15 protein-coding genes and 1 pseudogene are annotated in these 18,746 nt (G+C 63.9%); 6 read left to right on the forward strand and 10 right to left on the reverse strand.

Annotated elements, in window-relative coordinates; all coding sequences use genetic code 11:
• Window positions 1–36: 36 nt before the first annotated feature.
• Entirely contained in the window at window positions 37–2,280 is a 2,244-nt protein-coding gene (locus OHS03_RS20125) for an AAA family ATPase (protein ID WP_328656179.1), read from the forward strand.
• Window positions 2,281–2,365: 85 nt separating this feature from the next.
• Window positions 2,366–3,510, forward strand: a protein-coding gene (locus tag OHS03_RS20130; RefSeq protein ID WP_328656181.1) for an IS3 family transposase whose coding sequence is annotated in 2 segments (ribosomal slippage) — window positions 2,366–2,633 and window positions 2,633–3,510 — 1,146 coding nt in all. Because the reading frame shifts where the segments join, the coding sequence is not laid out codon by codon here.
• A gap of 257 nt (window positions 3,511–3,767) precedes the next feature.
• Here OHS03_RS20130 and OHS03_RS20135 read toward each other — a convergent pair.
• The 5 genes from OHS03_RS20135 to OHS03_RS20155 all read right to left on the reverse strand — a co-directional run bounded on the left by OHS03_RS20135 (window position 3,768) and on the right by OHS03_RS20155 (window position 8,129).
• Window positions 3,768–4,352 carry a nucleotidyl transferase AbiEii/AbiGii toxin family protein gene (locus tag OHS03_RS20135; protein WP_328656183.1) on the reverse strand — a complete coding sequence of 195 codons (585 nt, stop codon included), beginning with the start codon at window positions 4,350–4,352 and terminating at the stop codon, window positions 3,768–3,770.
• Entirely contained in the window at window positions 4,349–4,549 is a 201-nt protein-coding gene (locus OHS03_RS20140) for a hypothetical protein (protein ID WP_255284618.1), read from the reverse strand. Before OHS03_RS20140 ends, OHS03_RS20135 begins: the two co-directional genes overlap by 4 nt.
• Window positions 4,550–4,624: 75 nt before the next feature.
• Complete coding sequence (gene ilvC / locus OHS03_RS20145; protein WP_174551969.1) at window positions 4,625–5,626, reverse strand: ketol-acid reductoisomerase; 1,002 nt, start codon at window positions 5,624–5,626, stop codon at window positions 4,625–4,627.
• A 74-nt stretch (window positions 5,627–5,700) separates the two neighbouring features.
• Entirely contained in the window at window positions 5,701–6,204 is a 504-nt protein-coding gene (gene ilvN, locus OHS03_RS20150) for an acetolactate synthase small subunit (protein WP_019048314.1), read from the reverse strand.
• Window positions 6,201–8,129, reverse strand: a complete 1,929-nt coding sequence (locus tag OHS03_RS20155; protein WP_062986873.1) for an acetolactate synthase large subunit — start codon at window positions 8,127–8,129, stop codon at window positions 6,201–6,203. Before OHS03_RS20155 ends, ilvN begins: the two co-directional genes overlap by 4 nt.
• Before the next feature lie 315 nt (window positions 8,130–8,444).
• Between OHS03_RS20155 and OHS03_RS20160 the strand changes: the two genes are divergently transcribed.
• Window positions 8,445–9,194, forward strand: a complete 750-nt coding sequence (locus OHS03_RS20160) for a PH domain-containing protein (RefSeq protein WP_328656185.1) — start codon at window positions 8,445–8,447, stop codon at window positions 9,192–9,194.
• Window positions 9,195–9,485: 291 nt separating this feature from the next.
• Window positions 9,486–11,327: a dihydroxy-acid dehydratase gene (gene ilvD, locus OHS03_RS20165; RefSeq protein WP_328656187.1), complete on the forward strand. Its 1,842-nt coding sequence runs from the start codon at window positions 9,486–9,488 to the stop codon at window positions 11,325–11,327.
• Window positions 11,328–11,809: 482 nt separating this feature from the next.
• Here ilvD and OHS03_RS20170 read toward each other — a convergent pair whose 3' ends face one another.
• The 3 genes and pseudogenes from OHS03_RS20170 to OHS03_RS20180 form a co-directional block, all read right to left on the reverse strand.
• Entirely contained in the window at window positions 11,810–13,120 is a 1,311-nt protein-coding gene (locus OHS03_RS20170; RefSeq protein ID WP_328656189.1) for an FAD-binding oxidoreductase, read from the reverse strand.
• Between the two features lie 147 nt (window positions 13,121–13,267).
• Window positions 13,268–13,486, reverse strand: a pseudogene (locus OHS03_RS20175) (IS1380 family transposase); the annotation flags it as partial.
• A 60-nt stretch (window positions 13,487–13,546) separates the two neighbouring features.
• The gene (locus OHS03_RS20180; RefSeq protein WP_328656191.1) at window positions 13,547–14,566 is read right to left on the reverse strand and encodes an alpha/beta fold hydrolase; all 1,020 of its coding nucleotides are present in this window, start codon (window positions 14,564–14,566) and stop codon (window positions 13,547–13,549) included.
• A gap of 95 nt (window positions 14,567–14,661) precedes the next feature.
• Between OHS03_RS20180 and OHS03_RS20185 the strand changes: the two genes are divergently transcribed.
• On the forward strand, window positions 14,662–15,396 hold the full coding sequence (locus OHS03_RS20185) for a TetR/AcrR family transcriptional regulator (protein ID WP_328656193.1): 735 nt from the start codon (window positions 14,662–14,664) through the stop codon (window positions 15,394–15,396).
• 202 nt (window positions 15,397–15,598) lie between these two features.
• On the opposite strand, the gene OHS03_RS20190 is transcribed toward OHS03_RS20185, so the two are convergent.
• Window positions 15,599–17,218: a DHA2 family efflux MFS transporter permease subunit gene (locus tag OHS03_RS20190; RefSeq protein WP_328656194.1), complete on the reverse strand. Its 1,620-nt coding sequence runs from the start codon at window positions 17,216–17,218 to the stop codon at window positions 15,599–15,601.
• Between the two features lie 86 nt (window positions 17,219–17,304).
• On the opposite strand from OHS03_RS20190, the gene OHS03_RS20195 reads away from it, so the two are divergent.
• On the forward strand, window positions 17,305–17,796 hold the full coding sequence (locus tag OHS03_RS20195) for a MarR family winged helix-turn-helix transcriptional regulator (protein WP_328656197.1): 492 nt from the start codon (window positions 17,305–17,307) through the stop codon (window positions 17,794–17,796).
• Here the strand turns inward: OHS03_RS20195 and OHS03_RS20200 are convergent.
• Window positions 17,789–18,640, reverse strand: a complete 852-nt coding sequence (locus OHS03_RS20200) for a DoxX family protein (protein WP_328656199.1) — start codon at window positions 18,638–18,640, stop codon at window positions 17,789–17,791. The genes OHS03_RS20195 and OHS03_RS20200 overlap by 8 nt on opposite strands.
• Window positions 18,641–18,746 lie beyond the last annotated feature (106 nt).

Raw genomic sequence — 18,746 nt, forward strand, 5'->3', positions numbered from 1 at the left:
AATTGAGCGATTAATCACAGACTAGGGGAGACTTAAATGCGAATTACCAGCTTGAACGTGAATCATTTTCGGAGCATTAATAATCTCGCAATAGAAAACTTCAGCGAGTTCAACGTCCTAATAGGAAAGAATAACTCAGGCAAGTCTAACATATTGACTTCGATTGATCTGCTGTTCAAATTTCTCAATCGACAGGAGCTTGCCAGCAAACAGACAACAATTCGGAGCAGCGTAGATTCGCATAACAGGACAGATTCGTCGCCGATTCAGATTTCGTGCACGCTTGATATCGGGGAGTCATCCATAGAATCAATACTTACCAAACTTTCACAGGAATACCCACAAATTCAGAATACACTGCCACAAGAATACTCCAACCTCAATCTCAACATACAGGTCGACATCCGCCGTATAGGGGATCAGGATGTCCAATACATATCGTCTGTCAGTCTTGTTGACAAGAAGTCCATCGACGTAAGCCGCACAGTCGATGCGGTTCGAGTTTCCCTACTTACCATTTGCGAAACCTCAGCAAACGAGATCGCTGAGTACTCTATGATCGAAAGTCGCCTGCGCCTTAAAAGTAAGGCACTAGACAAACTGGACGAGAATTGGGATCAACTCTGGGAAACCGACACCCCGGATAGACGGCCGAGAATGCGCCCGATCAGCATCACAAGATATGTTGGGCGCACTGACGCTGCGGAGGAGGTCGCGTCCTACTTCTCGATGCTAACGAAAGAGACGAGCAGCATTTCAGATCTGAGGACGAAATTCGATGCCTACCGTCTATCGATTTTAGAAGAACTAGACTCAGTGATGGACAGAACACTGACCTCGCCTATAACGGGATACGCTGGCGATTCCGAAAGTATCCCCTACTATGTCAAACACATCCTGGAAATAGTATCGTCAACGAACGTACTATATCTTGAAGATCGCCGTGAACCAATTGGTGAAAGCGAAGCTGAGCGCCTTCTCGAATTGAAGATGACACGTGGAATGGATTCGACCCTAAAGAGTATTCAACAGACGGTCCGAACGCTCCTTGGAGTTGAAATTGATGCTTTTCAGAGCCAGCTGGTATCCAGCCCGCGAGACCGCTTGGGGTCTCGTGTGACGACACGTAGATTGGCCGAACTCGATGTCGATAATTTTCTAGTTCAGGCAAATGGATCCGGCGTCCGAGAAGCCCTACGTGTTGTGCTGGATGTGGCGTTCGAAACCCCCGATATTCTACTTGTCGAAGAACCAGAGGTGCATCTTCACCCTGCGTTCGAGACAGCAATGCTGCAGCATCTAAAGACACTAAGTAGCAATTCTCAAGTTTTTCTCACTACACACTCGACAAGCTTCGTAGACTCCGGAGAGTTGAGCAGTATATATATTACGAGAAATGAGAAGTCTACATCCGTGCAGCATGTAGATATCTCGACAGCCGGAGATGAACTCCCGAAAGAGTTGGGGATTAGACTCAGCTCAATATTCATGTTCGACAGACTGGTTTTCGTTGAGGGTCAGACCGACGAAGCAATTCTTAGAAAGTTTGCTGCAAAGCTTGATATAAACTTAAGCAACGCGAATGTTGGCTTCGTCACGATGGGCGGTTCTCGAAATTTCGCCCATTACGCCGCTAGCTCAACCCTGTCACTCCTTACAAGACGGCGAGTACGCTCACTTTTCGTAATCGATCGCGACGAACAAGACGAGAATAGAATCGAAAAACTGACTAAACAACTTGGAGACCTTGGCACCCTACATGTTTTGAGCAGACGCGAAATTGAAAACTATCTAATCGACCCGGAGGCACTCGCTCAGTATTTGTCGGGCCGATGCCATGGCGAAGAAGTCACGGCGCATCAAATCCAAACTGAACTGCACAGCCTTGCTGATGAACTCAAAGATCTAACTATTGCGAAACGCGTTGCAGCACTGTCAATTTCAACCCATCGTCCCGATCGCACGACAATCCTACGAGGTTGGGAGTCGAAGGGGCTTGCCAATGCAGTCGAAGAGGCTCTTTCTGACACCGAGAAGTCATTGACAGAAGTCCGAAATAGTCTATCAACCACAATCGCCGATACATCCAGCCAGATCGCCGATCAATGGGAATCGAACAAGCTCGTACGCGTCCCCGGAGAAGAATTGCTCGCGAATCTATTTCGAAAGCATGGCCTACGATACAAGAAGGACCGAGATGGGATCGGGATTGTGCAGCAAATGAATAAGTCAAGAATCCCAGAGGAAATCGTCGAACTCCTTCGAAAAATTTGCTCATAAGTGCTGGCCTGACCCCCGTGGATGAGACCACCCGGTTTTAGAGTCTTGTTGGCCTCGACACGGGCTGGAAGGGACACTGAGAGTCATGGCTGGTCGGAAGCGGCATTCCGCGGAGGACATCGTGCGCAAACTGCGCCGTGCGGACGAGTTGACCGCGGAAGGCAAAACGGGCGAGCAGATCGCCGCTGAGCTGGGTGTATACGCGGCGACCCTCTACAACTGGCGCCGCCAGTACTCGGGCATGGACACCGACGCCGCCAAAGAGCTCAAAGAGCTGCGCGAGCAGAACGCCCGGCTCAAGCGACTACTCGCCGATGCCGAGCTGGAGAAAGACGCGTTGCGTGAGGTCGCGAAGGGAAAATTCTGAGCCCAGCCGCTAAACGCCGCGCCGTGGACATGCTCAAACGCACGTTGAGCATGTCGGAATGGTTGGCGTGCAAGGCTGTTGGGCTTGCTCGTTCCACGTATCGACGCGTGCCGCTGGCGCAGACTCCCGCCGATCCGGATGCCGATCTGCGGGCCTGGTTACGCGTCTACGCCATCAAACATCCAGGCCACGGGTTCCGGCGCGCATGGGTAGCTCTGCGCCATGACGAGGGGCGGGAGGTGAACAAGAAGAAGGTCCACCGGCTTTGGCGTGAGGAAGGCCTGCAGATCCGCGCGCATTCGCCACGCAAACGAGCCGGGTCCTCGTCGGTACCCCAGGTCGATGCTGACGCCCCGAAAGTGGTGTGGGCGTTGGATTTCCAGTTCGATTCCACCGTCGATGGCAAGGCGGTGAAGATCGCGTCGATGATCGACGAACACACCAGAGAATCGCTGCTGCACCTGGTCGAGCGGTCGATCACCGCCGACAGGTTGGTCACCGAGCTGGGCAAAATCTTCGACGCGACCGGCGGCCCGCCGAAGGTGTTGCGGATGGACAACGGGCCGGAGTTCATTTCTATTGCGTTGCAACAGTTCTGCGCGGGCAGGGTCGGGTTGTCTTATATTCCGCCGGGCACGCTGTGGAACAACGGTCATATCGAATCGTTCAACCGCCGGTTGCGGGTGGAATGTCTCAACCGCAACCACTGGACGAGCTTGCTCGAAGCACGGGTGGTGATCGGCGACTTCAAAACCGAGCACAACTTACGGCACCGCCACTCGGCGCTGGGTTATCTGACCCCGGCCGAGTACGCTGCCCGCTGCAGCCACCGTCACCATCCGGTGGCGTGCGGCATCAACTGATACGGATCGAACACAACCCGGGCTCTACTACCGGGTGGACTCGACATCGGGGGCCCGCCAGTTCCCGCTCGCCATTTTTAACACGTCGCCCGCCGTCGAGCAGTCTCCCCCGCTACCTGACCACACAGCAAGAACCAGCACATCACCATGCGGTGACAGCACGCGTCGACTACCTGCCAAGCACGAAAGGCCCCGTCCTGAACGGAAGGTGCCTTTCGACACAACTTGGCGCTGATGACCTCGTTGGGGTGGCCTCTTCAGAATGCGAGAAGGGCATTGAGACTCGACACCAGGTCGCGGTCTCGATTGAAGCCGCGGTCGGCTATCAAACACACAGCCGAACGAGCTATCGAGATGTCGCCCTCGGTGGCGACGCTCAGCAACTCACGCAGATCGGCGAGATCTTGCGGACGCGTCGCGTCATCACGAGAGAGCAGTTTGAGAGCGATCAAGTGCCCGGTCGTCGCCACCGGCAGACTGAGGTCGGGGACGATCTCGATCTCGTCGGCAGCGGCGGCTATCTCGTGCTCGATTCCTGAACTCGCGAAGAGCAGATCGACCAGAACGGGGACACCGTCGACGTTTCTTCGCAGGCGTATCGTGGCGAGTCGTCCGTTGTCGTGTTCGACGGACGCGTACATGATGTAGCCCGCATCGAACATGCTGCGCACCAGTGCTTCCGCGTCGCCATCATCGGCTACGGCGACCGCGAGGTCGATGTCATGGGTGAATCGGGGAATCGAGCGGGCCGAGACCGCGAAGCCACCGACGAGGGCCCAGCGGTAGCCCAGCTTGTCGATGTCGGCTCGCGCACGCCGCAGCGCTGATTCGAGGGCGTTCACGCAAACCTGGCGGACGGCCGACCAGCTGCGTCTTCAACGCCTGACCGGGACAGGAGCCAGGATGCGACTTTGTCCGCGATCTCGGTCGAGGACGCATTCGGGTACATCCGGCGCATCCGTGTGCGGTACATCTGCACGCCGAATTCCGACATCTCCAGAGCGAGCCGAAGTCGCTGAGCTGGCGTTGCTTCCGTCACGCCACCAGGTTACGTCAGCATGCCGAAAGGCCCGCTCGCACGTGGCGAACGGGCCTTTCCAGACGCGGTGAAACCTTAGGCGGTTTCGGTGATCGGGCGGTCGACCCAGCTCATCAGGCCGCGCAGCTTGGCGCCGGTGACCTCGATGGGGTGCTCGGCGTTCTCCTTGCGCAGACCCTCGAGCTCCTTGTTGCCGCCTTCGACGTTGGCGACGAGGCGCTTGACGAAGGTGCCGTCCTGGATGTCGGTCAGGATCGCCTTCATGCGCTCCTTGGTGCCGGCGTCGATGACGCGCGGGCCCGACAGGTAGCCACCGAACTCGGCGGTGTCGGAGACCGAGTAGTTCATGCGGGCGATGCCGCCCTCGTACATCAGGTCGACGATCAGCTTGAGCTCGTGCAGGACCTCGAAGTAGGCCATCTCGGGGGCGTAGCCCGCCTCGACCATGACCTCGAAACCGATCTTGACCAGTTCCTCGGTGCCACCGCAGAGCACGGCCTGCTCACCGAAGAGGTCGGTCTCGGTCTCTTCCTTGAAGGTGGTCTTGATGACGCCCGCGCGGGTGCCGCCGATGCCCTTGGCGTAGGACAGCGCCAGGGCCTGACCCTCGCCGGTCGGGTCCTGATCGACGGCGATCAGAGCCGGAACGCCCTTGCCGTCGACGAACTGACGACGCACCAGGTGGCCGGGGCCCTTGGGGGCGACCATCGCGACGGTGACGCCGGCCGGAGCCTTGACGAGACCGAAGTGGATGTTGAGGCCGTGGCCGAAGAACAGCGCGTCGCCGTCCTTCAGGTTGGGCTCGATGTCGTTGGTGAAGATCGACGCCTGAGCGGTGTCGGGCGCCAGCACCATGATCACGTCGGCCCACGCGGAGACCTCGGCGGGGGTGCCGACGGTCAGACCGGCCTCTTCGGCCTTCGGGCGAGACTTCGAACCCTCGGCCAGGCCGACGCGGACGTCGACGCCGGAGTCGCGCAGGCTCAGCGAGTGCGCGTGGCCCTGGCTGCCGTAACCGATCACGGCGACCTTGCGGCCCTGGATGATCGACAGGTCAGCGTCGTCGTCGTAGAACATCTCGACTGCCACTTTGGTTGGTCCCTTCTCGAATGCGGTTAGGAAAAGTTATCGCGGAGGTTGCTGAGGGAGATTCAGCGGGTCGCGGTGATCGACTTGGGGCCACGGCCGACGGCCACGACACCGGACTGCACGATCTCGCGGATGCCATAGGGCTCGACCATGCGCAGCAGCGCGTCGAGCTTGGAACGGGTGCCGGTGGCCTCGATGGTCAGCGCGTCGGGCGAGACGTCGATCACCTTGGCGCGGAACAACTGCACGGCCTCGATCACCTGCGTGCGCACCGACGCGTCGGCCCGCACCTTCACCAGGATCAGTTCGCGGGCCACCGAGGCGTCGGCGTCCTGCTCCACGATCTTGATGACGTTGATCAGCTTGTTGAGCTGCTTGGTGACCTGCTCGAGCGGCAGATCATCGACGGTGACGACGATCGTCATGCGCGAGATCTCGGGGATCTCGGTGCCACCGACGGCGAGGGATTCGATGTTGAAGCCACGGCGCGAGAACAGGCTCGCGACTCGCGCCAGCACGCCCGGCTTGTCCTCGACAAGGACGCTCAGGGTGTGGGTGGTGCTCATTCGTCGTCGCCCTTCTCGAATGTGGCCTGCTCGCGTTCCATCGCCTCGTGGATAACGGCCGGTTCGGACACCGACTCGTCCTCGTCGAAGAGCGGACGGATACCGCGGGCGAACATGATCTCGTCGTTGCTGGTGCCCGAAGCGACCATCGGCCAGACCTGGGCGTCCTTGCCGACGATGAAGTCGATCACGACCGGGCGGTCGGTGATGGCCTGGGCCTGCCGGATCGCGTCCTCGACCTCGGACTCCTTCTCCACCCGGATGCCGACGCAGCCCAGCGCCTCGGCCAGCTTCACGAAGTCGGGGATGCGCAGCGAGTGCGTGCCGAGATCGGTGTTGGAGTAGCGCTTTTCGTAGAACAGGGTCTGCCACTGGCGGACCATGCCCAGGTTGCCGTTGTTGATCAGGGCGACCTTGATCGGCACGCCCTCGATCGCACAGGTGGCCAGTTCCTGGTTGGTCATCTGGAAGCAGCCGTCACCGTCGACTGCCCAGACCTCTTTCTCCGGCGCGCCCATCTTGGCGCCCATGGCCGCGGGAACCGCGTATCCCATGGTGCCGAGGCCGCCCGAGTTGAGCCAGGTGCGCGGGTTCTCGTACTTGATGAACTGCGCGGCCCACATCTGGTGCTGGCCGACGCCTGCGCAGTAGACGGCCTCGGGGCCCGCGAGGCGACCGAGGGTCTCGATGACGTACTCCGGCGAGACCGAGCCGTCGCTGGGGGTCTTCCAGCCGAGCGGGTAGTTCTCGCGGATGCCGCTGAGGTAGGCCCACCATTCGGTGAGGGTCAGCAGCGGTGCGGCACCGGACTGCGGATCGGCCTTGAGGGTCTCGATCAGCTCGACGATGACCTCACGCGCGTCGCCCACGATCGGGACGTCGGCGTGGCGGTTCTTGCCGATCTCGGCCGGGTCGATGTCGGCGTGGATGACCTTCGCGTCGGGGGCGAAGGAGTCCAGCTGACCGGTGACGCGGTCGTCGAAACGAGCACCGAGGGTGATCAGCAGATCGGACTTCTGCAGCGCGGCCACCGCGCCGACGGTGCCGTGCATGCCGGGCATGCCCATGTTGAGGGTGTGGCTGTCGGGGAACGCGCCCCGCGCCATCAGGGTGGTGACCACCGGGATGCCGGTGAGTTCGGCCAGCTCGAGCAGTTCGGCCGAGGCGTCGGACTTGATGACGCCGCCACCGACGTAGAGCACCGGCTGCTTGGACTCCAGGATCATCCTGGCGGCCTCGCGCACCTGCTTGCCGTGCGGCTTGGTGACCGGGCGGTAGCCGGGCAGACGCATCTCCGGCGGCCACGAGAACGTGGTCTGGGCCTGCAGGGCGTCCTTGGTGATGTCGACCAGGACGGCGCCGGGGCGACCGGAGGCGGCGAGGTAGAACGCCTCGGCCAGGGTGCGCGGGATGTCGGCGGCGTCCTTGACGAGGAAGTTGTGCTTGGTGATCGGCATGGTGATGCCGGAGATGTCGGCTTCCTGGAACGCGTCGGTGCCGACCAGGCTCGACGGCACCTGACCGGTGATCGCCACGATCGGGACCGAGTCCATCTGGGCATCCGCCAGCGGGGTCACCAGGTTGGTGGCGCCGGGGCCGGATGTGGCCATACACACACCGACCTTGCCCGAGGCCTGCGCGTAACCGGTCGCCGCGTGACCGGCGCCCTGCTCGTGGCGCACCAGGACGTGGCGGACCTTCTTCGAGTCGAACAGCGGGTCGTAGACAGGAAGGACCGCGCCGCCGGGAATGCCGAATACCGTGTCGACGTCGAGCTCTTCGAGGGACCGAACCACCGACTGGGCGCCGGTCACGCGCTCGGGCGCGACCTGACGACGGGCGGGGTCGGTAGCCGGACTACCGGGGGTAGCTGAAGGCGCTGACCTGCGGGCCGATGGCCCGGGTCGTGCGGTTGGTGCACTCACCGTCTTGGTTCCTCACTGTCTCGTTCTGACTCGGACTGGCCCGGAAGGGCCGCTGGCATTCGCCCGAACACAAAAAAGCCCCCGCCCAGCACATGGCTGTTCGAGGGTGGCGCGTCGCAAACGCGAGCTGACGTATTGACTAGACAGTCAGGCTCGACGCTGGACGCGCCGGCCGATTACGAGCTCGTTTCGAATCACACGTACGACGTTAGGCGCGCGTACTGCGTCGAGTCAAACAGGCTTTCCGCTCCGGTCCCATTCTGTGGGACTCGAGTGGTTGCGTGGGTCCGTGTACCAAGATGCGAGGATAGGTGGGTGTCATCACCGCATCAGTCCGTGCCACCGGCTAAATCGTCCCACACCACCGACGAGGGAACCGATACGGGTCGCCCGTCGCGACCCGGCGGCCTGCGCGCGGCCGGCCCGGGGCGGCTCGCGGCGATCGGAGCAGTGGTACTCGCGTACCTGATCTTCGTCGTCGTCGGGACCTTGCAGGACTGGTCGCTGGGGGTGCGGGTCGGGTTGATCGTGCCCGTCGCCGTGATCGTCTGGCTGCTGGTTCCGCGCACGACGAACACGCCGACCCCCGGTGTGCACGTGATCGGCGTTCCCCGGTTGGCCTATATCGGCGTGCTGGTGCTGGCGTTCTGCGTGTTCTTCCCGTTCGTCGGGTGGCCGGTGGCGCTGTGGCCGCTGCTGTTGGCCCCGGTCATCGCGGTGTGGTGGGTCGTGCGCACGCATACTACCGTGTCCGAGGCCGGGCTGGATCTGAGTTCGATGATCGGCAAGGAGAAGCACCTCGACTGGGCGCGGGTCAAGGGGATCAGCATTCCCAAGCGCGGATATGTGCGAGCCCGGCTCGACGACGACTCCGAGGTGAAGTTGCCCGCGGTCGGGTACGACCGGCTGCGTGAGCTGATCGAGGCGTCCGGGGGTCGGCTGCCCGATGTGTTCGCCGCCGCCGAGGCGGCCGAGGCCGAACGCCTTGCCGCCGAGCGGGCTACGGCGAAGGCGGAATCCGACGCGAAGGCCGAACCGGACGCGGAGCCGAAGTCCGAGCAGTGACCGTGGGCACTGCGGGAATCAGCTCGACGGCGTCGGCCGTTGTAGCGGTAAGCTGACGGCGACCGGGCAACCCCGCGCCGACGGCACCACCGCGGCGACACCTCACGGAGCGACACTCCCGCCTCGAGCCCCGGTTCCATCATCCGCGGACCTACCACCGGCGCGACGCGACCATCGCTCGCCGGAGTAACGTTGCGGCTTGCCGGACGCACCGCGTACACGCACGTGCCACGCAGGTCAGCCCCCTGCTCGCACGCCTGCCACGCACCCAGCGACACTACGAGGACTTCAATGCCACCGCTTCGTTCACGCACCACCACCATCGGCCGCAATGCCGCGGGCGCGCGCTCGCTCTGGCGCGCGACCGGCATGACCGATTCCGACTTCGGCAAGCCGATCATCGCGATCGCGAACTCGTACACGCAGTTCGTTCCGGGTCACGTGCACCTCAAGAACATGGGCGAGATCGTCGCCGAGGCGGTAGCCGCCGCCGGTGGCATCGCGCGCGAGTTCCACACCATCGCCGTCGACGACGGCATCGCCATGGGTCACGGCGGCATGCTCTACTCGCTGCCCTCGCGCGAGATCATCGCCGACTCCGTGGAGTACATGGCCAACGCCCACACCGCCGACGCGCTGGTGTGTATCTCCAACTGCGACAAGATCACTCCCGGCATGCTCAACGCCGCGATGCGCCTCAACATCCCCGCCGTGTTCGTCTCCGGTGGACCGATGGAGGCGGGCAAGGCCGTGATCGTCGACGGTGTCGCCCAGGCGCCGACCGACCTGATCACCGCGATCTCCGCGAGCGCGAGTCAGGCCGTGTCCGACGAAGGACTGGACGAGGTCGAACGGTCCGCGTGCCCGACCTGTGGTTCGTGTTCGGGCATGTTCACCGCGAACTCGATGAACTGCCTGACCGAGGCGCTCGGACTCGCGCTGCCCGGCAACGGTTCCACCCTGGCCACCCACTCCGCGCGGCGTGCGCTGTTCGAGCGGGCGGGCACGGTGATCGTCGATATCGCCAAGCGCTGGTACCAGGACGACGACGCCTCGGTGCTGCCGCGAAACGTGGCCAACGCCAAGGCTTTCCGCAACGCGATGGCGCTCGACGTCGCCATGGGCGGCTCGACCAACACCGTGCTGCACACCCTCGCCGCCGCGCAGGAGGGCGAGATCGACTTCGATCTGCAGAGCATCGACGAGATCAGCCGCCGGGTGCCGTGCCTGGCGAAGGTGTCGCCGAACTCCGATTACCACATGGAAGATGTGCACCGCGCCGGTGGCATCCCCGCCATCCTCGGTGAGCTGCGTCGTGGCGGGCTGCTGGAGACCGACGTCACCACCGTGCACACCACCTCGTTCGAGGAGTACCTCGACACCTGGGATGTGCGCTCGGGCAAGGCCTCCGAGGAGGCCGTCGAGCTCTTCCACGCGGCCCCCGGTGGCGTGCGCACGGTGGAGCCCTTCTCCACCAGCAACCGCTGGTCCTCGCTCGACACCGATGCCGCGGGCGGCTGCATCCGTGACATCGAGAACGCCTACACCGTCGAGGGCGGGCTGTGCGTGCTGCGCGGCAATATCGCCCCCGACGGCGCGATCCTCAAGACCGCAGGCATCGACGAAGACCTGTTCACCTTCGAAGGCCCGGCCGTGGTGGTCGAGTCGCAGGAGGAGGCGGTGTCGATGATCCTTGGCAAGAAGATCCAGCCCGGTGACGTGGTCGTCGTCCGCTACGAGGGCCCCGCGGGCGGTCCGGGTATGCAGGAGATGCTGCACCCGACGTCGTTCCTCAAGGGCCTCGGCCTCGGCAAGGTCTGCGCGCTGATCACCGACGGACGCTTCTCCGGTGGCACCTCGGGTCTGTCGATCGGGCACGTCTCGCCCGAGGCCGCGTCCGGTGGCGTGATCGGCCTGGTCGAGAACGGTGACCGCATCCGCATCGATGTGCACACCCGCGCACTGGAAGTCCTTGTCTCCGAAGAGGTCCTGGCCGAACGCCGCGCGAAGATGGAAGCCTCGGAGCGCCCGTGGCAGCCGCTCAACCGCGAGCGCACGGTCACCACCGCCCTGCGCGCCTACGCGGCGCTCGCCACCTCCGCCGACAAGGGCGCGGTCCGGCACGTGCCTTAGCCGCCTCTCCGCGTATTCAAGCCAGACCCAGGTGCGCCGCCGGTCGTCGATGCGACCGGCGGCGCGCTGGTTGTCGGGTCAGCTCGTTCCCGGTGAGTTACCAATGTGCTCACCAAAACTGTCGCCGCTGGTCACGGTGCCGTGACTACTGTGTGGGCGGTGGCCACTTGCCATCCAATTGTCATAAATCCGCCCGACGTGCATTGATGGTGCCTGATGGGTGGCGTCGCCCATGGGCCCCGCTGTGGTGAGCAGCGGGTGTCGCAGCGTCGTCAGCGGTTTGGGTTGGTGTCGCGTCCAACCTCTATGTACTGCACCACTTGATCCGATCCGTCAATCGCCTGTTCATGGTCGCCAGCCGAGCTCCGGCATGGCGGTCCGTCTGGCTCCGAGGTCACCGGGTCGGTTGAATCACCGGCGGCTCCCACGAATTCGTGAACTACTACACCGCCCGCCGCCTGCAGATTCCCAAGGCTGGGGTTTCAGCTGTGGAGTGGGAAGTTGGCTCGGATGGTGTTGTGCGGATCGCGGGCGGTTTTGACCTGTCGTAGCCGCGCCAGGGTTTCCGGGTCGAAGGCTACCGACGCTGCCTCGCCGGGGGCGAGGAAGGTGTAGGGCTTGGAGCCGGTGATGTGGGGGCCGAGGGCGTCGAGGACATCGGCGAACCTGGTCTGGATGTCGTCGAGCAGGTGCGGAAGGCCGAGACCCAGCATGTAGAGCGCATACGGCTCGGTGACGGGCCCGCGGGCGCCACCCTCGGGGTGGGGCTCGGCGAGGGCACCGCCGAGGCCGCGGATCTGGATATTGAGCAGCGGTGCGACCGGGGCCTCGATCAGGGTCTTCACCACTGCGTCATCGAGGTCGGTGAGCAGTTCACCGCGCGACAGCGAGGGGCTGGGGTCGGTCGGTTCGGCGGTGATCCGGCCGATCTGAGCGGGGGACAAGGCGCCTCGGGTGTCGGCCAGGATTCCCTCGATGCTGTCGAGTCGGCTGGTCAGCGCGCGGCCTTCGTCCGGCTCACCGAGGTAGGCGAAGTCGATGGCGACGGTCGGTGCGGCGCCGGGGATCTGGTAGCGCTGCAACCAGACCGACAGTTCGGGTGGTGCGTTCCTGGTGAGTTCGGTGAAGAGGTCGAAGACGGCTCGGGTGCGGTCGGCAGGCCACATCACGCGGCCGCCGTACAGACGTGGCAGCGGGAACAGGTCGAACTCGATCTCGGTGACGATCGCGAAATCACCGCCGCCGCCGCGCAGTGCCCAGAACAGTTCCGGATCGGAATCGGCGGTGATCCGACCCCACCGGCCGTCGGCGTCGACGATCTCGAAGGCGCGCACTGCGTCCGCGGCCCAGCCGTATTTGCGTGCGAACCAACCGAATCCGCCGCCGAGGGTGTAGCCGGTGACGCCGACAACGGGATTGCTACCGGCTAGCCCGGTCAGCCCGTGCGTGGCTGCGGCGGCTTGGACGGCACCCCATTGCACGCCAGTACCGACCCGCACCGTCCGGCGCTCGGCGTCGATCTCGAGACGGTCCAGGGCGCCGGTGCGGAGGAGGATCGCGTCCTCGATACCGCCGGTCGCGCCGTGACCGGTTGTCTGCGTGACCACTTGCCTGTTCGTGTTGCGCGCGAATTTCACCACGTCGGCGGCGTCCTGGGCGTCGGCGACCGCGACGACGACCGAAACCGGTTGCGCCACTGCCAGATTCCACGGCTGCACCGCCTGGTCGAATCCCGCGTCACCGGGCAGCAGCACACGTCCACGGACCGCGCTACGCAATTCCTCGATACCCATTGCTATTTCCTCGCTCGCTGTTATTGCTGTGTTTGAGGTTGCTGCCTGGTTGACGATGTAAGGCAGAAGAGTGTGACATGCGGTGAAATCGGACTTCGTCCTTGGGTTTCAGCCTGCGGAAGTCTCGATGACAGCAGGTCATCGGCGCAGGCGGTGTTGGTGGTGTGCGGGATAGTCGCCGAGGCCGATGGTTTGCAGCCACACGGTCAGGTCCAACGCAAGTTCGACCACCGACAACCAGATCTGTTTCGCGGCAGAGGATTTGAAGGGCAAGTTCCGAGCACCGGTGTCTTTCGCCGACCGGATTCCGTCTTCGCATCGAGCTCGACGCCGGTGCCGTAACTCCAGGTCGGGGAGCCGACCTCGACCGCGGGCGACCTGAACACCGCTACTCGGAACGACCGAAGGTCGCCTCGGGATGTCGGCCTAACGGTGCCGGGTGCTATTCGACTCGGGGGCGAGGGTAGGGCGGACGTGAGCGAGGAGGAGTGCGAGGAAGCGGTCTGGCCGACGGAAGGCAGCGAAATGGCTCGCGTTCTCGATGAGCGCGAATTCCTTGATCGGGGCCGTGACGTCGTCGAAGAATCGTTTGGCCGATTCCGGCGGGGTGATGACGTCGCTGTCGCCTTGGAAGAGGAAGAACGGGAGTGTGAAGGTGGTGCCTTCGTCCCATTCGTCGATCGTGACAGATTGGGGTGCGAGGACTTCGGAGAAGCTCATGGCCTGCATGTAGGTGCGAACCTCACGCAGCGAGTGCAGCGGTGAGGTCAGCAGCGAGCCCATGACAACCTTTTTGACGGTGTCGAAGGTGAGCGGATCGGAGCTGACCGTGTGTTTGTTGAACTGCGACCAGTCATCCTGGGTCCAGGCCGAGCGGTCTGCGGTCATCGCGGTGACGGCGGCGAGATCCTTGCTCTTGCCTGCCTTTTCGAGCCGGGCCAGCAGTCCGGTGTAGGCGGTGCGGTCGCGACCGCCTGCGTTGATGTTCTGGTCGGTGCCGACGTAGGCGGAAAACAACTCCGGGTGGCTGCGGACGATGCGGAGTGCGACGAACGAGCCGAAGGAGCAGCCCAGAAGAACGACCTTGTCGACGCCGAGCCGGGTCCGCAGATGCTCGGTAACCTCCAGAGCGTCGTGCTCGAGCTGGCGCAGGCTCATCTCGCCCTGTCCGTCCGCACCGGTGTGGCCGAAGGTTTTGCCCGCACCGCGCATATCCCAGCGCACCACGGTGAAGTGACGTTCCCAGTCCCGGGTGCGGGAAGCGTAGATGAGGCTGGAAGCTCCGGGACCGCCGTGGATTTCGAACAGCACCGGGTTGTCGAGATCCTCGCCGCGGATCGAGATCCACTGGTCGATACCACCGATGCGGACGAATCCGGCTTCATCGATGCCGTTAGCGGTGGTGATGCGCAGCCGCTGAGCGTGCTTCGAACCGGGGATCCGCATGATGACTCCTCAAACTGTTTGTACCGTAAACAACGATGTTTAAGGTATAAACATGAAGAGCGTTCTGTCAACCCCCGACCCTGGAGGGCATCCCCGTGGCCCGCAAAACCGACGCCAAGCCCCGCGATCTACACACGGGCGCCGCACTGCTGTGGAGCGCATATGAAGAGCCGACGCACAGCCCCAAATCCGGCCTGACCATCACCGGTATCACCACGGCGGCGGTCGCTCGCGCCGATGCTGACGGGCTGGAAGCCGTGTCGATGAACAAGGTCGCCGCCGAATTCGGCGTCTCCGGGATGGCCCTCTACCGCCACATCCCCGGCAAGACAGAGCTCATCGAATTGATGGTCGAAGCCGTCCTCACCGTGAAGCCCGAGTTACCCGAATCCGAGGCGGGGTGGCGTGCACAACTACTGGTCTGGGCACGCCAACTGCTCGCTATCTACCGAGCGCACCCGTGGCTGCTGGCCGCCACCGCCATGCGCCGTCAGCTCATGGGCCCGCATCAACTCCACTGGATGGACGCGGCACTGGCGGCGCTGGAATCGACCGGGCTGCAGGCCGCCGAGCGCCACCAGATCTTCCTGCTCATCGCCGGACACGTGCGCAACCTCGCCCAACAGCACGCCGACTTCGACGCCGACCACGAGCGCGAATGGCAGCAGCTCACCGTCGAACTCGTCGACCGCCACGCCGAACACTTTCCCGCACTGGCGAAAACACTCACCGACACCACCACGCCGATCGACCCCCTCACCTTCGGCCTTGACCGCATCTTCGACGGAGTCCAAACCCTCATCGACCATGCTGACGCAGCCCTGACCTGAGGACCGCACCCTACGCGGCTGGTCCGGCGTGTTCGAGGCTGCGTGGGCCGGAGATCGTGAACGGCATGCCCTGCCAGTCGGCGACCCCGTCACGCTGGGCAACATGGAGTTACCCATGTTCTTGCGAGATCAGTGGTTCTTTTCGCCAATCACAGTGGGTCTGGCCCCGTCCATATGTGCGACGGGGCCAGATCTCTTGGTGTCAGACGAGGGCGGGTTGTGTTGTCGACGTGGACGACTCGTCGTCGCGGCCGGTTCGGGAGGGAATCAGGGCAGTGGCGACGAGGCCGATCAGGACGAAACCCGCGGCCAGGTAGGCGCCGAGGTTGACGCCGGCGGTCATAGCGGATCGGCCGGCGGTGGCTACCTCTTGCGTATCCGGTTGGGCGGCGAAACCTTCGATCGCCGCGCCCGCGCTGCCGGTGATGGCGTGGGCGTATTGCTGGGCCTGGGCCGGTGGCGTGCCCGCGGCGGTGAGGTCGTCATCGACATTCGAGCTCAGCGTGGTGAAGAAGATGGTGGTGAGCAGGGCGATGCCGAGGGCGGAACCCAGTTGGCGGAACGCGCTCTGGATGCCGGACGCCTGGCCGTTGTCGGCTTCGGGGATGTCGGCCAGGACGACATTGGTCACCTGGGCCGTGGCGAAACCGACGCCGATGCCGTACACGCACAGGACCAGCGCGATCGACCACCACGAGCTGTCGGTGGCGGCGAAGAAGCCGAGCGCCGCCAGACCGACCACCTCGAGTCCGAGGCCGAGGCGGACCATGTTCAGCGGCGACGCCTTGCCCGCCATGCCGAAGCTGGCGCCGCTGGCGATGAAGCTGCCGATAGCGATCGGCACCAGGGCGAGACCGGCCTGCAGGGCGCTGTAACCGAGGGTGAACTGCAACCACAGCGGCAGCACCGCGACGATGCCGAACTCGCCGAGACCGATGATCAGCGTGGCGATATTGCCGTTGCGGAACGAGGCGAGCGAGAACAGGCTCAGGTCCATCAGGGCCTTGTCGGCATTGCCGCCGCGACGCAGCAGCACCTGCCGGACGACGAAACCGCCCAACGCGAGCACGCTCAGTACGAGCGCGACCAAGACCGGCGAAGGCCCACTCCCCCAGGTGAATCCGGCGATCCCCAACGGATGAATGGTGGTGATCCAGCCGTAGGTACGTCCCTCGACCAGCCCGAAGGCGAGCAGCCCGAGACCGAGCACCGACAGGATCGACCCGAGCACATCGAGTCGGCCCGCGACCTTCGGCGACGGCGCGATGCAGGCCAGCACACCGACCACGATCAACACGGCCAGCGGCACATTAATACCGAACGCCCAGCGCCACGACACGTGTTCGGCCAGCCACCCACCGAGCAGCGGACCGAGCGCGGCGGCCGCGCCGATCGTGGAACCCCACACCGCGAAGGCTTGACCACGGGCTTTGCCGGTGAAATTGGCATTGAGCAGGGCCAGGGAGGTCGGCAGGATCATCGCCGCGCCCGCTCCCTGCAGGAATCGGGCGATGACGAGCAGTCCCCCGTCCGGGGCGAGCCCGGCCAGGATGCTGGTCGCGCCGAACACCACGACACCGGTGACGAACACCCGGCGCGCCCCGACCATGTCGGCGATCCGGCCGACCACCAACAGCAGGGCCGCGAAGACGATCGCGTAGGACTCCTGAATCCATTGCGCCTCGGTGGAACCCGTCTCCAGGTCACTGATGATCGACGGGATGATCACGTTCACGATCGTGGTGTCGACCACGATCAGCGCCACGCCGAGGGCGATGGCGATCAAGCCGAGCCATCGGCGGATGGACGACTCTTGACTCATCGCACACTCCTAGTTCCATGGTGGAATATTTCCATGGTCAAAGTATCTTCGGAGCAATAGGATGTCAAACGATGCGAAAGGAACCTATGAGCCAGTCGGACGCTCGGGCCCAGCACGAACGGCTCGACGAAGGCCTGCGTGCCTACGGCGCGAACTACCGGGAGTACACCCGCCGGTTCGCGACCTGGCTCGGGTTGCACTCCACCGACGCCGAGGCGCTGATCGAGATTCTCACCGCGGAAGAACGCGGGAGCACGCTCTCACCGGCACGTCTCAGTGAACGGATCGCGTTGTCCAACAGCGCGACCACCGCGCTGCTGAACCGGCTCGAACAAGCCGGTCACATCGTGCGCAGCAGAGAGCACGACGACCGTCGCGTCATCACACTGCGCAGCACACCACGCATCCACACCCTCGCCGACGAATTCTTCGGTCCGCTCGGCACGAAAGTCGACACGGTCATGGGCAACTACTCCCCCGAGGAACTGCGGCGGTTCGAGGCATTCGTGACCGAGCTACAAGCCACGATGACCGCCCACCTGACCGAACCGGCCCCGCCGCAGCCACAGCTCAGTTGAACGGGCCGATACCCTTCAGGGGGTTGCCGCCGTGGAGGAACCAGAAGGTGAGGATGGCGGCGGCGACGGCGAGTAGGACCACCACGAAGGAACCGTAGGACGGGCGGGTGGCCCAGCCTCGGGTGCGGTCGAAGGACCAGCGGCCGGGGCCGGTGAGGATGATCGCCAGGGCGGAACCGGCCAGGACGGAGTCGAGTTCGACGCCGGTGGGGGTGCCCGCGTTGTACTGGAAGCCCGGGACCATCCCTTGCTTCCACATCCACGCGTTCAAGATCGTGGCCAGAACGGCGCCCGCGGCGAGCGGGGTGGCCAGGCCGATCACCAGCAGGATGCCGCCGCCGAGTTCACCGGCGATCACCAGCGCGGTCGACAGTGACGGGTAGTCCCAGCCGCCGCTTTCCATCATGGCTTCGGTGCCGTCGAGGCCGGGGCCGTGGAACCAGCCGGTCAGCTTCTGCAGGCCGTGGTAGATGAAGGTGTAGCCGACCACCAGGCGCAGCACGAACAGGCCGAGATCCAGGGTGCCGCGGCGGGCCTCACGGTTGCGGCGCTGCAAACGGACGGTGGCCGCCGAGGCCGCGGACGCGGGCGGAATCGTCGCGTACCCGTTTGCGTCGTCGCCGCCACCAGGACCGGTTTTGGCGGTGCTCGCGCCGGGAACCTCGTCACCGGGGTCGAGACCGAGGTCCTCGTCGGTGCGTGGAACGTCCTTCGGATCCGGCTTGCGCATCTGCGTCGTCGGCGAATCGAACGGGCTGGTCACCGGGCGACCCGCCGCCGACGCGCCCTGCCCGGCCGGTGCCGAACCTTCGGCCTTCGGAGTGTCATTCGACTTGTCGGTCACCGACTCACCTTATGACGTGTGATCGCGGTGTGCCGCCCTTCCTGGCAACGGGCGTGTCAGCCCCGCTCGACTACCGGTGACAGATGCATCCGGACGCTACGGGCGC

The sequence above is a fragment of the Nocardia salmonicida genome, from assembly GCF_036142455.1.
In the GTDB taxonomy this organism is placed as follows: Bacteria; Actinomycetota; Actinomycetes; order Mycobacteriales; family Mycobacteriaceae; genus Nocardia; species Nocardia salmonicida.

What these genes read in the sequence shown, in the direction of transcription:
- ilvD (WP_328656187.1), top strand. Translation starts at nt 9,486, where the DNA reads ATGCCACCGCTTCGTTCACGCACCACCACCATCGGCCGCAATGCCGCG.
- ilvN (WP_019048314.1), bottom strand. Translation starts at nt 6,204, where the DNA reads ATGAGCACCACCCACACCCTGAGCGTCCTTGTCGAGGACAAGCCGGGC.
- OHS03_RS20190 (WP_328656194.1), bottom strand. Translation starts at nt 17,218, where the DNA reads ATGAGTCAAGAGTCGTCCATCCGCCGATGGCTCGGCTTGATCGCCATC.
- OHS03_RS20170 (WP_328656189.1), bottom strand. Translation starts at nt 13,120, where the DNA reads ATGGGTATCGAGGAATTGCGTAGCGCGGTCCGTGGACGTGTGCTGCTG.
- OHS03_RS20195 (WP_328656197.1), top strand. Translation starts at nt 17,305, where the DNA reads ATGAGCCAGTCGGACGCTCGGGCCCAGCACGAACGGCTCGACGAAGGC.
- ilvC (WP_174551969.1), bottom strand. Translation starts at nt 5,626, where the DNA reads ATGTTCTACGACGACGACGCTGACCTGTCGATCATCCAGGGCCGCAAG.
- OHS03_RS20125 (WP_328656179.1), top strand. Translation starts at nt 37, where the DNA reads ATGCGAATTACCAGCTTGAACGTGAATCATTTTCGGAGCATTAATAAT.
- OHS03_RS20180 (WP_328656191.1), bottom strand. Translation starts at nt 14,566, where the DNA reads ATGCGGATCCCCGGTTCGAAGCACGCTCAGCGGCTGCGCATCACCACC.